Origin of the sequence: Pseudomonas sp. UBA3153, from assembly GCF_002364635.1 — a bacterium.
In the GTDB taxonomy this organism is placed as follows: Bacteria; Pseudomonadota; Gammaproteobacteria; order Pseudomonadales; family Pseudomonadaceae; genus Pseudomonas_O; species Pseudomonas_O kuykendallii.
Map to the genome: position 1 here is coordinate 13,621 of NZ_DEYR01000044.1, position 13,905 is coordinate 27,525.

At 66.1% G+C, this 13,905-nt stretch carries 12 protein-coding genes and 3 tRNA genes; 2 read left to right on the forward strand and 13 right to left on the reverse strand.

The window, feature by feature from the left end; all coding sequences use genetic code 11:
- Positions 1-30: 30 nt before the first annotated feature.
- Entirely contained in the window at positions 31-480 is a 450-nt protein-coding gene (locus tag B2X67_RS10985; RefSeq protein ID WP_286785513.1) for a hypothetical protein, read from the reverse strand.
- Between the two features lie 85 nt (positions 481-565).
- Here B2X67_RS10985 and B2X67_RS10990 point away from each other — a divergent pair, with 85 nt between their 5' ends.
- Complete coding sequence (locus B2X67_RS10990) at positions 566-1,423, forward strand: DUF6279 family lipoprotein (RefSeq protein WP_286785514.1); 858 nt, start codon at positions 566-568, stop codon at positions 1,421-1,423.
- A 12-nt stretch (positions 1,424-1,435) separates the two neighbouring features.
- On the opposite strand, the gene mgtE is transcribed toward B2X67_RS10990, so the two are convergent.
- Entirely contained in the window at positions 1,436-2,878 is a 1,443-nt protein-coding gene (gene mgtE, locus B2X67_RS10995) for a magnesium transporter (RefSeq protein ID WP_090230115.1), read from the reverse strand.
- Between the two features lie 310 nt (positions 2,879-3,188).
- Between mgtE and B2X67_RS11000 the strand changes: the two genes are divergently transcribed.
- The gene (locus B2X67_RS11000) at positions 3,189-3,707 is read left to right on the forward strand and encodes a DUF4124 domain-containing protein (RefSeq protein WP_286785515.1); all 519 of its coding nucleotides are present in this window, start codon (positions 3,189-3,191) and stop codon (positions 3,705-3,707) included.
- A 41-nt stretch (positions 3,708-3,748) separates the two neighbouring features.
- Here the strand turns inward: B2X67_RS11000 and B2X67_RS11005 are convergent.
- The 11 genes from B2X67_RS11005 to astD all read right to left on the reverse strand — a co-directional run.
- Positions 3,749-3,825, reverse strand: a tRNA-Arg gene (locus B2X67_RS11005).
- 73 nt (positions 3,826-3,898) lie between these two features.
- Positions 3,899-3,975 (reverse strand) — tRNA-Arg (locus B2X67_RS11010).
- A gap of 104 nt (positions 3,976-4,079) precedes the next feature.
- Positions 4,080-4,170 (reverse strand) — tRNA-Ser (locus B2X67_RS11015).
- 60 nt (positions 4,171-4,230) lie between these two features.
- Positions 4,231-4,416, reverse strand: a complete 186-nt coding sequence (gene csrA / locus B2X67_RS11020; RefSeq protein WP_003283978.1) for a carbon storage regulator CsrA — start codon at positions 4,414-4,416, stop codon at positions 4,231-4,233.
- A 179-nt stretch (positions 4,417-4,595) separates the two neighbouring features.
- Complete coding sequence (locus B2X67_RS11025; protein ID WP_090230120.1) at positions 4,596-5,837, reverse strand: aspartate kinase; 1,242 nt, start codon at positions 5,835-5,837, stop codon at positions 4,596-4,598.
- A gap of 104 nt (positions 5,838-5,941) precedes the next feature.
- Positions 5,942-8,566: an alanine--tRNA ligase gene (gene alaS / locus B2X67_RS11030; protein WP_286785516.1), complete on the reverse strand. Its 2,625-nt coding sequence runs from the start codon at positions 8,564-8,566 to the stop codon at positions 5,942-5,944.
- 159 nt (positions 8,567-8,725) lie between these two features.
- Entirely contained in the window at positions 8,726-9,724 is a 999-nt protein-coding gene (gene ltaE / locus B2X67_RS11035) for a low-specificity L-threonine aldolase (RefSeq protein WP_286785517.1), read from the reverse strand.
- Between the two features lie 97 nt (positions 9,725-9,821).
- Positions 9,822-10,829, reverse strand: coding sequence for a succinylglutamate desuccinylase (gene astE, locus B2X67_RS11040; RefSeq protein WP_286785518.1), 1,008 nt, complete (start codon positions 10,827-10,829; stop codon positions 9,822-9,824).
- A 34-nt stretch (positions 10,830-10,863) separates the two neighbouring features.
- Positions 10,864-11,148, reverse strand: a complete 285-nt coding sequence (locus B2X67_RS11045; RefSeq protein WP_090230131.1) for a topoisomerase II — start codon at positions 11,146-11,148, stop codon at positions 10,864-10,866.
- Positions 11,149-11,218: 70 nt separating this feature from the next.
- Complete coding sequence (gene astB, locus B2X67_RS11050) at positions 11,219-12,565, reverse strand: N-succinylarginine dihydrolase (RefSeq protein ID WP_286785519.1); 1,347 nt, start codon at positions 12,563-12,565, stop codon at positions 11,219-11,221.
- Positions 12,562-13,905: succinylglutamate-semialdehyde dehydrogenase (gene astD, locus B2X67_RS11055; protein WP_286785520.1), on the reverse strand; the 1,344-nt coding region annotated here is incomplete at its 5' end. The genes astD and astB, both read right to left, overlap by 4 nt.

The window sequence follows — 13,905 nt, forward strand, 5'->3', positions numbered from 1 at the left end:
TCATGGGAGTTCCTCGAGGTAGGCCGCCGCTCAGTGCGCGGCGACACGGGCCAGTGCATCGCTGAAGGTATCCGCGCTCAGCGGCTGGTAGGAATCGCTCGTGCCGCCGAGCGCTTCGTCGAGCAGCGGTTGCAACCGCCGCCAGCGCGCCTCGTCGTCCAGCCAATCGAGCAACTGCGAACCCAGTGGCAGGATGGCGAAGATCCACGCCTCCTCGTCGAACGGCAGCGAGGCGCGGATGAAGCCGTTGCTGGCCAGCGCCCCGCCTGCCGCCAGGATCGCCCGGATGACTTCGGGGTCATCGGCGCGGGTTCCGATGCGCGCCGCGACCACGACGCTGGCATCGTGGAAACCGAGTATTTCGTCGCGTCTTGCGATTCTCAGCAGGTCCCGGATCGTCGCCCAGTCGGCGGTGAAATCGGTCATCGATAGGCTCCAGATAACGGTGATCATCCCTAACTGACCGTCTCCAGCGGGCATCGCTCGTGCCAGTGGTCGGCTCGCCGGGCGAACTGCGAGACCCTCTTGCGCCTCTGATGAGGTGTCACGGACAGAGACTGCCTCCATGCGCCCTGCTTATCGACACGCGTTCCTGCTGGTGCTCGCCAGCGCCCTGCTGCTGCAAAGCTGTACCCGCATCGGCCTCGCCTACCGCCATCTGGACCGACTGATTCCCTGGTCGGTGAGCGACTACCTGGACATGACCCCGGAGCAGCGCAGCGCTTTCGACAGCCAGCTGCGCGAACAGCTGAGCTGGCACTGCAGGACCCAGCTGCCGGGCTATCTCGCCTGGATGGACAAGGTCCACGCGATGGTCGCCGAGCAGCGGGTCAGCGAACCCGAGCTGCGCGCGCGGCTGGCGGAGGCGAAGCAGGCGGTGGCCACGGTGGCGGAGGATATCACCCCGTCGACGGTGGAGATGCTGCGCGGCCTGAACGACGAGCAAGTCGAGGAACTGGCGACGTCCTTCGCCGACGACCGCCGCGAGCGCAGGGAGAAGTACCTGGACGTGCCGCTGCAGGAGCAGATCGACGAGCGCGCCGAACGCATGCGCAAACGCCTGGAAACCTGGATGGGGCGCCTCAGCGAGGTGCAACGGCAACGCGTACGGCTGTGGTCGAGTTCGCTGGGCGAGCAGAACCAGGCCTGGCTGGAAAACCGCGTACGCTGGCAGAACGAGCTGCTGATCGCCCTCGAACAGCGCCACAGCGCGGAGTTCGCCGGACGGATCAAGGTGCTCCTGCAGCAGCGTGAAACGCTATGGACGGAGAGTTACCGCCAGGCGTTCGCGGCCACCGAACAGGCCGGGATCGACCTGTTCGTCGACCTGATGGCGAGCGCCAGCGACACCCAGCGCGCCACGCTGCTCAAGCGCGGCGCCGCACTGCGCGAGGATTTCGCCGGGATCAAATGCCAGGACTGAAGGTGCGGGAGGTCAGAGCAGGAAGAGGGTCGCCAGGCCGAGGAAGATGAAGAAGCCGCCGCTGTCGGTCATCGCGGTGATCATCACGCTGGCGCCCATCGCCGGGTCGCGGCCCAGCCGCGCCAGGGTCATCGGAATCAGCACGCCCATCAGCGCGGCCAGCAGCAGGTTCAGCGTCATCGCCGCGGTCATCACCACGCCCAGCGACCAGCTGCCGTAGAGCGCATAGGCGACCGCACCGATCACCCCGCCCCAGACCAGCCCGTTGACCAGAGCGACTGCCAGCTCCTTGCGCAGCAAACGCTGAGTGTTGCCGGTGCCGACCTGATCCAGCGCCATCGCGCGGACGATCATGGTGATGGTCTGGTTGCCCGAGTTGCCGCCGATGCCGGCAACGATCGGCATCAGCGCGGCGAGCGCCACCAGCTTCTCGATCGAACCCTCGAACAGGCCGATCACCCGCGACGCGATGAACGCCGTGATCAGGTTGATCGCCAGCCAGGACCAGCGGTTGCGCAGCGATTTCCAGACCGAGGCGAAGATGTCTTCCTCCTCGCGCAGACCGGCCATGCTGAGGACTTCGCTTTCGCTCTCCTCGCGGATCAGGTCGACCATCTCGTCGATGGTCAGACGGCCGATCAGCTTGCCGTTCTTGTCCACCACCGGAGCGGAAACCAGGTCGTAGCGCTCGAAAGCCTGGGCGGCGTCGTAGCCGTCCTCATCCGGGTGGAAGCTCACCGGATCGTTGGCCATCACCTCGGCGACCTGTTTCTCCGGGTCGTTGACCAGCAGCCGCTTGACCGGCAGCACGCCCTTGAGCACGCCGTCGTAATCGACCACGAAGAGTTTGTCGGTGTGGCTCGGCAGTTCCTTCAGGCGGCGCAGGTAGCGCAACACCACTTCCAGGCTGACGTCCTCGCGGATGGTGACCATCTCGAAGTCCATCAACGCACCGACCTGGTCCTCCTCGTAGGACAACGCAGAACGCACGCGCTCGCGCTGCTGCGCATCGAGGGTTTCCATCAGCTCGTGGACGACGTCGCGCGGCAGTTCCGGCGCCAGGTCGGCGAGTTCGTCGGCGTCCATCTCCTTGGCCGCGGCGAGCAACTCGTGATCGTCCATGTCGGCGATCAGGTTTTCCCGGACGGCATCGGAAACTTCGAGGAGGATGTCGCCGTCGTTCTCGGACTTGACCAGTTGCCAGACGGTCAGACGGTCGTCGAGCGGCAGCGCTTCGAGGATGTGGGCGACGTCGGCGGGGTGAAGCTCATCGAGCTTGCGTTGCAGCTCGGCGAGGTTCTGCCGGTGCACCAGGTTTTCCACACGATCGTGGTGCATGCCTTCCTGACGGTGCGTCAGGTCTTCCACCAGCTTGTGCCGGTGCAGCAGATCGATCACCTGCGCCAGGCGATCCTGCAGGCTTTCTTGCGGTTTCTTGATTTCTACTTCGTTCATGGCGCACTCCCCCCCCAGCAGCGGCGCGCGCCAAGGGTTCAATCGGTCATGTGATCGGCGAAACGGGCTTTTAAGCGACTACTGGGTAAGTCCATGGGGGTGTTCCACAAGCCCCGGCGGGGCTGACGCCGGCAATCATACCCACTGCCCGGCGCCTTTGCACTCGACAAAACCCGACCAAGAACAAACGTTTGCGAAGCGAATCTCGGCGAAGGCTGAATAGCCGTGCGACGCCATGGAACGACGCTGGGACACCTCGTGCGCGCGGCGAGCAACTACACTGCGCTCGTTTCGTCAGGAGGACGTTTCCATGCATGGATCGCTATACGCAGGGCTCTTCGCCCTGGCGCTGGGCCTGCCGCACGCCGCGACGGCTGCCAGCGTGTTCCGCTGCGTCGACGCCGCGGGCAAGGTCACCTTCAGCCAGCGCGGCTGCCCAATCGACCAGCAGCAGGCGCTGCAAGAGGCCGAGAACCCGACCCCGGGCAACGGCAAGCCGGTGCCGATGGCGACGCCGGAGAAGAACGCCGGGGTCAAGTCCGGGAAGAAGCAGGCCAAGCCGCGCGAGCTGGTGGTGACCGGAGGCCAGGATGACGGTTGCGGCAACCTGCTGGACGCCAGCCAGCGCCGCCAGGCGACGATCCGCCGGGAAGTGCGCGACGGCATGAGCCGCCAAGACATCGAAAGCGCCTTCGGCCGCCCGGATAAGGTCAGCACGCAGAACGGCCAGGTACGCTACACCTACGAGGCGGACGGCAATGGCCGCAGCCGCCAGGTGACCTTCGACGAAGCCGGTTGCGTGAAAAGCAAGGCGAAGAAAAAACGCTGACAAAGAAAAAGGGCCTGCATCGCTGCAGGCCCTTCCTTGTATGGTGCACTCAGGAGGATTCGAACCTCCGACCGCTCGGTTCGTAGCCGAGTACTCTATCCAGCTGAGCTATGAGTGCATGTGGCGCTTGATGGACCAGGTCACCGCTGGTTGAAACAAAATGGCTTGCATCGCTGCAAGCCATTCTAAATTGGTGCACTCAGGAGGATTCGAACCTCCGACCGCTCGGTTCGTAGCCGAGTACTCTATCCAGCTGAGCTATGAGTGCATGGGGTGCGCATTATAGGGAACTCGCTCTGTGATTCAAGTAGGTTGTCAGCTATTTCAATACCTTGCCGTTCAACTCACTCGCACCACGCCCAGGTAATGCAATGGCGGAGAAGGGGGGATTCGAACCCCCGACACCCTTGTGAGGTGTACTCCCTTAGCAGGGGAGCGCCTTCGGCCACTCGGCCACCTCTCCGCAACGGGGCCCATGATACCCATGTTCCCCCGCTTTGCAAAGCCAAAATTTTGAGAAAAATTAGTGGCTTGGTTCTTGATCTTTCTCTTTCTGGATGCGCTGGTAAATCTCTTCGCGGTGAACCGCCACTTCCTTGGGCGCATTCACACCGATGCGCACCTGATTACCCTTCACGCCCAACACCGTGACTGTAACGTCGTCACCTACCATAAGGGTCTCCCCTACCCGGCGAGTCAGAATCAGCATTCCTTTCACTCCCTTTCGGATTCATAGCAAGACAACTGTGTCTGCAGATATTCACTACTGCCCGGCACAATCTTCCGGCCGGGCTTGCTCCCCAGTATTGACCGTCTTCGAGGAACGTAAAGTTCCGCCGGCACAGCCAATTACGACAAAAGGCGCGAAATAGCGCCTTTGTCGGGGGTTTATTCCTCGTTGCCGGGTCGCGAAGGCGCGTCCAGCTCGAACGCGGTGTGCAACGCACGTACCGCCAGCTCAAGGTACTTCTCCTCGATTACCACGGACACCTTGATTTCGGACGTCGAGATCATCTGGATGTTGATGCTTTCCTTGGCCAGCGATTCGAACATGCGGCTGGCGACGCCGGCGTGGGAACGCATGCCGACGCCGACGATGGACACCTTGGCGATCTTCACGTCGCCGACCACTTCCCGGGCGCCGATTTCGCGCGCGGTGTTTTCCAGCACGGCATGGGCGTTCTGGTAGTCGTTGCGGTGCACGGTGAAGGTGAAATCGGTGGTGTTATCGTGCGCGACGTTCTGCACGATCATGTCCACTTCGATGTTGGCCGCGCTGATCGGGCCGAGAATCTTGAAGGCCACGCCGGGATTGTCCGGCACGCCACGGATGGTCAGCTTGGCTTCATCGCGGTTGAAGGCGATGCCGGAGATGATCGGCTGTTCCATGGATTCCTCTTCATCAAGGGTAATGAGGGTGCCCGGACCCTCCTGGAAGCTGTGCAGGACGCGCAGCGGGACGTTGTACTTGCCGGCGAACTCGACCGAACGAATCTGCAGCACCTTGGAACCGAGGCTGGCCATTTCCAGCATCTCCTCGAAGGTGATCTTGTCCATTCGGCGGGCCTGCGGCACCACGCGCGGGTCGGTGGTGTAGACGCCGTCGACGTCGGTATAGATCTGGCACTCGTCGGCCTTCAGCGCGGCCGCCAGGGCGACGCCGGTGGTGTCCGAACCGCCGCGGCCGAGGGTCGTGATGTTGCCCTGCTCGTCGACGCCCTGGAAACCGGCGACCACCACCACGCGGCCGGCCTTCAGTTCGGCCCGCAGCTTGCGATCGTCGATCTGCAGGATGCGCGCCTTGTTGAAGGCGCTGTCCGTGAGGATGCGCACCTGGTTGCCGGTATAGGACACCGCCGGCACACCGCGCTTGTTCAGCGCCATGGCCAGCAGGGCAATGGTCACCTGCTCGCCGGTGGAGATCATCACGTCCAGCTCGCGTGCGTGCGGCTGCTCGTCGATCTGCTTCGCCAGCGCGATCAGGCGGTTGGTTTCACCGCTCATGGCCGAGACCACGACGACGATGTCGTCGCCGTTCTCGCGGAATTTCTTGACCTTCTCGGCCACCTGCTCGATACGCTCGACGGTGCCGACGGAGGTGCCCCCAAATTTCTGTACGATCAAAGCCATTTCAAAAGCCGCCTAAGCCCGCGAAGGGCGCCCATTAAACATACAACCCCAACCACTGCCAAGGCCTGCACGGCGCCGATACCCGATCGGCGCCGGCAGTCACATCAGAGACTCTGTTCGACGAAGGTTTTCGCCAGCGCCAGTGCCTCGTCGAGTTTCGCCGGCTCGCTGCCGCCGCCCTGGGCCATGTCCGGGCGACCGCCGCCCTTGCCGCCGACCGCCGCGGCGGCCTGCTTCATCAGTTCGCCGGCCTTCAGTTGTCCGGTCAGGTCGGCGGTGACGCCGGCCACCAGCACGACCTTGTCGTCGAGCACGCCGCCGAGCAGGATCAGCGCGCGCCCCAGCTTGTTCTTCAACTGGTCGACCAGCGCCAGCAGCGCCTTGCCGTCGAGCCCGTCGAGACGCGCGGAAAGCACCTTGACGCCCTTCACGTCCACCGCCGACCCAGCCAGGTCGTCGCCGGCGCTGCTCGCGGCCTTGGCCTTGAGCTGGGCGAGTTCCTTCTCCAGCTGGCGATTGCGCTCGAGCAGACCGGAGAGCTTGTCGATCAGGTTGTCGCGGCTGCCCTTGACCAGGTTGGCAGCTTCCTTGAGCTGCTCCTCGGCGCCATTCAGGTAGGCGAACGCGGCCGCTCCCGTTACCGCTTCGATGCGCCGCACGCCCGCCGCGGTGCCGCCTTCGCTGGTGATCTTGAACAGGCCGATATCGCCGGTGCGCGACACGTGGGTGCCACCGCACAGCTCGACGGAGAAACCGCCGCCCATGCTCAGCACGCGCACGCGATCGCCGTACTTCTCGCCGAACAGCGCCATGGCGCCCTTGGCCTTGGCGGTCTCGATGTCGGTCTCCTGCGTCTCGACCGCAGTGTTGGCGCGGATCTCGCGGTTGACGATGTCTTCCAGCGCTTTCAGTTGCTCGGGCTTGATCGCCTCGAAATGACTGAAGTCGAAGCGCAGGCGCTGGCTGTCGACCAGCGAACCCTTCTGCGACACGTGCTCGCCGAGCACCTGGCGCAGCGCCGCGTGCAGCAGGTGGGTCGCCGAGTGGTTGAGCGCCGTGGCCTGGCGCACCGAGGCGTCGACGGTGGCCTCGACGCTGGCACCGACGCTCAGCGAGCCGCTGTCGAGGATGCCGTGGTGAAGGAACGCGCCGCCAGCCTTGGTGGTGTCGCGCACGTCGAAACGCAGGCCTTCGCCGCTGAGGAAACCGGCGTCGCCGATCTGCCCGCCGGACTCGGCGTAGAACGGCGTCTGGTCGAGCACGACCACGCCCTCCTCGCCCGCGTGCAGCTGCTCGACGGCCGCGCCGTCCTTGAACAGCGCCAGGACCTTGCCTTCGCCGGTGGTGCCCAGGTAGCCGGTGAAGCGCGTCTCGCCCTCCACCTTGACCAGCGCGTTGTAGTCCATGCCGAAGGCGCTGGAGGCACGGGCGCGCTTGCGCTGGGCGTCCATCTCGCGCTCGAAGCCTTCCTCGTCGAGGGTCAGCTCGCGCTCACGGGCGATGTCGCCGGTGAGGTCCATCGGGAAGCCGTAGGTGTCGTACAGCTTGAAGATGATTTCGCCGGAAATCACCGAGCCCTGCAGGTCGGCCAGGTCCTGCTCGAGGATCTTCAGGCCCTGCTCGAGGGTCTTGGCGAACTGTTCTTCCTCGGTTTTCAGCACGCGCTCGATGTGCGCCTGCTGCTGTTTCAGCTCGGGGAAGGCCTCGCCCATCTCGGCCACCAGCGCGGCGACGATGCGGTAGAAGAAGCTGCCGGTGGCACCCAGCTTGTTGCCGTGACGGCAGGCGCGGCGAACGATGCGGCGCAGCACGTAGCCGCGGCCTTCGTTGGAGGGCGTGACGCCGTCGGCGATGAGGAAGCCGCAGGAACGGATGTGGTCGGCGACCACCTTCAGCGAGGCCTGCTCTTCGTTGGCGCAGCCGATGGCCTGCGCGGAGGCGTTCAGCAGGTTCTGGAACAGGTCGATCTCGTAGTTCGAGTGCACGTGCTGGAGCACGGCGCTGATCCGCTCCAGGCCCATGCCGGTATCCACCGACGGCGCCGGCAACGGGTGCAGCACGCCGTCCGCGGTCCGGTTGAACTGCATGAAGACGTTGTTCCAGATCTCGATGTAGCGGTCGCCGTCCTCTTCAGGCGAGCCGGGCGGGCCGCCCCAGATGTCGGCGCCGTGGTCGAAGAAGATCTCGGTGCACGGGCCGCAGGGCCCGGTGTCGCCCATCGCCCAGAAGTTGTCCGACGCGTAGGGCGCGCCCTTGTTGTCGCCGATGCGGACCATGCGCTCGACCGGGACACCGATGTCCTTGGTCCAGAGGTCGAAAGCCTCGTCGTCCGAGGCGTAGACGGTGACCCAGAGCTTTTCCTTGGGCAGGTTCAGCCATTTCTCGGAGGTCAGGAACTCCCAGGCGTAGCTGATCGCATCGCGCTTGAAATAGTCGCCGAAGCTGAAGTTGCCGAGCATCTCGAAGAAGGTGTGGTGACGCGCGGTGTAGCCGACGTTTTCCAGGTCGTTGTGTTTGCCGCCGGCGCGCACGCACTTCTGGCTGGAGGTGGCGCGGGTGTAGGCGCGCTTCTCCAGACCGAGGAAGCAGTCCTTGAACTGGTTCATCCCGGCGTTGGTGAACAGCAGGGTCGGATCGTTCGCCGGAATCAGCGAACTCGACGCCACACGGGTGTGCCCCTTCTCTTCGAAGAAGCGGAGGAAGGCTTCACGGATTTCTGCGCTTTTCATTGGATTTTTCCAGGGAAACGGCCGGACAGGAAATAACGGCAAAGGGCCGCATTATATAGGCCCCGCGCCCGCCCGATAGTGCTTTGTGAATAGACTCACGCTATCGGGGCGACAGGCATACGGGTATCGGGCGAAACGCCCCGAGGGGCATCGCGGCGGTCAGCGGAAGCCGGCGAACAGCTCGCGGACCCGCGGGATGTGTTCGGCGCGAAAATCCAGGTGAGTCACCAGGCGCGTGCGCGGCGCGGTGCTCAGCTTGATTCCCTGCTCGGCGGCGCGGGCCTTTAGCGCGCCGGCCTGATCGCCCATCTGCACGTAGACCATGTTGGTCTGCACCGGCTCCACCTCGAAGCCCAGCCCGCGCAGCTGTTCGGCAAGAAGCTGCGCATTGGCGTGGTCCTCGGCCAGACGTTCGACCTGGTGCTCCAGCGCATACAGCCCCGCCGCCGCCAGCAGGCCGGCCTGGCGCATGCCGCCGCCGACCATCTTGCGCCAGCGACGCGCCTTGTCGATCAGCGCCTGGCTGCCGCACAGCACCGAACCGATGGGCGCCCCGAGCCCCTTTGACAGGCACATTGAGACGGAATCGAAATGCCGGGCGATCTCCTGCACCTCGACGCCCAGCTTGACCGCCGCGTTGAACAGCCGCGCGCCGTCCAGATGCAGAGCGAGGCCGTGCTCGCGGGTAAAGCTGCGGGCGCGGGCCAAGTAGTCCAGCGGCAACACCTTGCCTTGCATGGTGTTTTCCAGCGCCAGCAGGCGCGTGCGGGCGAAGTGGAAGTCGTCCTCCTTGATGTACGCGGCGACCCGGGCCAGGTCGAGTGAACCGTCGGCCTCCATCTCGATCGGCTGCGGCTGGATCGAGCCCAGCACCGCCGCGCCACCGCCCTCGTACCTGTAGGTGTGCGCCTGCTGCCCGACGATGTACTCGTCGCCGCGTTCGCAGTGCGCCAGCAGGCCGAGCAGGTTGCTCATGGTGCCGGTCGGCACGAACAGCGCCGCGGCGAAGCCGAGCCGCTCGGCCAGGTAGGCCTCGAGACGGTTGACCGTCGGGTCCTCGCCGTAGACGTCGTCGCCCAGCGGCGCGCGGGCCATGGCTTCGCGCATCGCCTCAGTGGGCTGGGTGACGGTGTCGCTACGCAGGTCGATCAGGGACATTCTCGGGCTCCGGTGAGTGCGGCGGGCCGCCGCAGAACGGCAGCCGGGCGCGCAGGATAGCGCCGGCCGTCGGCATTGTGCAGGCAGCGCGAGTGATTCAGGCGCCGGACGGAGCCTGGGTGGGGACGATCAGGATGCCGGCGCGCAGCCCGTTGGCGACTTTCGGGTTGGGGAAGATGATCCGCGCGCCCTCCTCCTCCACCAGCCAGCGGCTGCCGGCGATGTCCTCGGCGAGCAAATAGCCCGGCGGCAGTTCGCTGAAGTTCTCCACGTCGGCGGCGAGATGAAGCTGGAACGCATCGCTGTGCTTGATCACCTCGCGGGCGACGGCGAACAGCTGCAAATCGTCGAGGCTGTCGTCCGCCGCGTCCTCGCGGCCTTCGATGAGGGCGCCCAGGCGCGCCTCCAGCAGGTGCAGGTCGACGCCGTCGTTGTGCCCGAAGGGCCGCGCCTTGCCCAGTTCCAGGGTGAAGGCCTCGGCCTGCAGGTGCGTGTAGGTGTAGGCGCTGAAGGTGATCCCCGGTTTGCTCTGCAGCAGCACGGCGTCGATCCCCGCCGCGCTCAGGCGCGCCAGTTGTCGCCGCGAATGCTCTCGACCGCTGGCGAACGGATAGAGCGCGAAACGCTCGATCTTCGAGCCACGAATCGCCGTGTGCAGGTCGTAGTGCAGGCGCTCGCGCCCGGCGCGGGAGAAGAAGGCCGCGGCGAGCCGCTCCAGCTCGGCGGCGCGCAGGGCCTCGAAGCCGCTGGAGTCCTCGTGGCGGCCGTTAAACAGGCGATTGAGATCCTGCTCCAGGTAACGCTCGCCACGGCGCATGGCATCCGGGTTGCCGTACATGAACAGCACGCGCGCGCGGGGCTTCAAACGGCCGCTGGCGATGTCCTGCAGCAGCCGGTCGAGCAGTTCGATCGGCGCGGTTTCGTTGCCGTGGATGCCCGCCGAGAGCAGCAGGTCGAGGCCGTCGTCCTTGCCGCTGGGCGGAGTGACCTCGAGCACTCCCTCGGTCAGCCAGTGCAGGCGAACGCCCTCTACCGTCAGTTGAATCTTCTCGGTCGGCTCACGGCGGACCAGGGTCAGTTCAAGCAGTTTGCCGAGGGCAAGCATGGGCGTACTCCCTGTCTGGCGCGTCGCGCGCTGCTCAGTGGCCGCAATCCGGGCCGTGCACGTGTTCGTCGTCTTCCTCGTCGGCTTCCACCGGCTCCATCTCCAGCTGCAGGCTGACCAGGTTGGTGGCCATCGGGCGCAGCAGCAGGTTGGCGTATTCGCTGTCGCCGTCCTCGATGTCCACGCCGATCAGCAACTGCCCGTTGTTCTGCTGAATCCACAGCTCGCGGCCCTGCCAGACCACGGCGAAACGCGTGCAGGAGGTTTCCAGTTGGGTGCCGTCGGTGTCTTCGAGGATCAATTGAAGGGCGTCGCTCATGGGTTACTCCAGATGGCGGGCGCGGCCCGCATGGCAAGGCGGAGGCCGCGGGAAGCCGCGGCCGGGAGAATCAGTTGGTCTGGAACGGATAGACCGAGCCCAGTTTAAGTATCCGGGTCAGCTCGTCCAGCGCCGTGCGGCATTCCAGCAGCAGTTGAGGGTCGCCCAGATCGGCTTCGCCAAGGCGATCACGGTAATGGGCATCGACCCAGGCGAGCAGTTCCTGGTACAGCGCCGGCGTCAGCACGACGCCCGGATTGACCGCCGCCCGCTCGGCATCGTTGAGCGCGACGCGCAGGCGCAGGCAGGCGGGACCGCCGCCATTCTGCATGCTCTGCTTGAGGTCGAAGGCCTTCACTTCGCGGATCGGACCGCCGCTGGCGGCGAGCCCCTCGAGATAACGCCACACCGCCGGGTTGCTGCGGCATTCCTCCGGGACCACCAGCAGCATGCTGCCATCGGCGCGGCTGAGCAGTTGGCTGTTGAACAGGTAGGAGCGCACCGCGTCGTCCACGGCCACCGCATCGCGCGGCACCCCGATCGCCTGCAGGCGGCCGCCGCGGCGCGCCAGCTTGTCGTGCAACTCGGCGAGCACGCGCTCGCTGTCGAGGAAGGCGTCCTGGTGATGGAACAGCACCTCGCCGTTGCCCACCGCGATGACGTCGTTGTGGAACACGCCCTGATCGATCACCGCCGGGTTCTGCTGCGCGTAGACCACGCCCGCGTCGCTCAGCCCGTGCAGGCGCGCCACCGCCTGCGAGGCCTCCAGCGTCTGCCGCGCCGGGTAGCGCGAGGGTTGCGGGTAGCGACCATCGAAGGCGCTGCGGCCGAAGACGAAGAACTCCACGCCGGGCTCGCCGTAGTCGCGGCAGAACCGCGTGTGGTTGGCCGCGCCTTCGTCGCCGAACTGGCTCGCGGCCGGCAGCGCCGGGTGATGGGCGAAATGCTGCGGATCGGCGAACATCGCCGCCAGCACGCGACTGGTCTGCGGGTGCTCGATGCTGCGGTGGAACTTGCAGTTGAGGTTGGCGGCGGTGAAGTGCACGCGGCCGTCGGCGGTGTCGGCGCTGGGGCTGACCGTCGCGGCGTTGGCCGTCCACATGCTGGACGCCGAACTGCAGGCCGCCAGCAGCAACGGCGCTTCGCGGGCGGCCTTCTCCACCACCTGGGCGTCGCTGCCGGAGAAGCCCAGGCGGCGCAGCGCGGCGATGTCGGGGCGCTCCTGCGGGGCCAGTACGCCCTGCTGGAAGCCCAGATCGAGCAACGCCTTCATCTTCGCCAGGCCCTGGCGCGCGGCTTCCTTCGGATTGGAAGCGGTCTGGCTGTTGCTCTGCGAGGCGACGTTGCCGTAGGACAGCCCGCCGTAGTTGTGCGTCGGCCCGACCAGCCCGTCGAAGTTCATTTCATGTGCCGTCATAGGCTGACTCCCGGGGTCAGGGTGGCGGGCAGGCTGAGACGTTCGCTTTCCAGCGAGGCGACCGGATAGGCGCAGTAGTCGGCGGCGTAGTAGGCGCTGGCGCGATGGTTTCCGGAGGCGCCGACACCGCCGAAGGGTGCGCTGCTGGCGGCGCCGGTGAGCTGCTTGTTCCAGTTGACGATGCCCGCGCGGCTTTCCAGCCAGAACTGCGCGTAGCGCTCCGCCGAATCCGACAGCAGCCCGGCGGCGAGCCCGTAGCGGGTGGCGTTGGCCTCGACGATGGCCGCGTCGAAATCGGCGTAGCGGATCACCTGCAGCAGCGGGCCGAACAGTTCCTCGTCGTCGCGCCCGGCCACCGCGCTCACGTCGAGGATGCCCGGCGTCAGCAGCGCCGCGTTTTCCAGCGGCTGCGACATGTTCAACAGCGAAACCGCGCCGCGCTCGATCAACTGGCGTTGCGCCTTGAGCAGCTGCTTCGCGGCGTCCAGGGAAATCACCGCGCCCATGAACGGCGCCGGCTGTTCGTCGAAGGCGCCGACCCGGATCGTCGAACTGACCGCCACCAGGCGCGCCAGCAGCGCATCGCCCCAGGCGCCCTGCGGCACCAGCAGACGGCGCGCGCAGGTGCAGCGCTGGCCGGCGGAAATGAACGCGGACTGGATGATGGTGTAGACGGCCGCGTCGAGGTCCTCGACCTGATCGACCAGCAGCGGGTTGTTGCCGCCCATCTCAAGCGCGAGGATCTTTTCCGGACGCCCGGCGAACTGGCTGTGCAGCAGGTTGCCGGTGCGGCTGGAGCCGGTGAAGAACAGCCCGTCGATGCCGTCGTGACCGGCCAGCGCGGCGCCGGTGTCGCGCGCGCCCTGCAGCAGTTGCAGCACACCGGCGGGCAGGCCGGCCTCGATCCAGCATTGCACGGTCAGCTCGGCGGTTTTCGGCGTCAGCTCGCTGGGTTTGAACAGCACCGCGTTGCCGGCCAGCAGCGCCGGCACGATGTGCCCGTTGGGCAGGTGTCCGGGGAAGTTGTACGGGCCGAACACCGCGACCACGCCATGCGGCTTGTGGCGCAGCGCGGCCGTGGCATCGGCCAGCGGCGCGCGCTTCTCGCCGGTGCGCTCGCGATAGCTCTGCAGCGAGATGGCGACCTTGTTGACCATGCTGGTGACTTCGGTGGCGGCCTCCCACAGGGGCTTGCCGGTTTCCGCGCCGATGCAGTGGGCCAGCGCGTCGGCACGCACCTTGAGCACCTCGGCGAAGCGCTCCAGCACGCCGACACGCTCCTCCAGCGGGCGCCGCGCCCAGGCCGGGAACGCCGCGCGGGCGGCCTGCAGTGCCGCCTC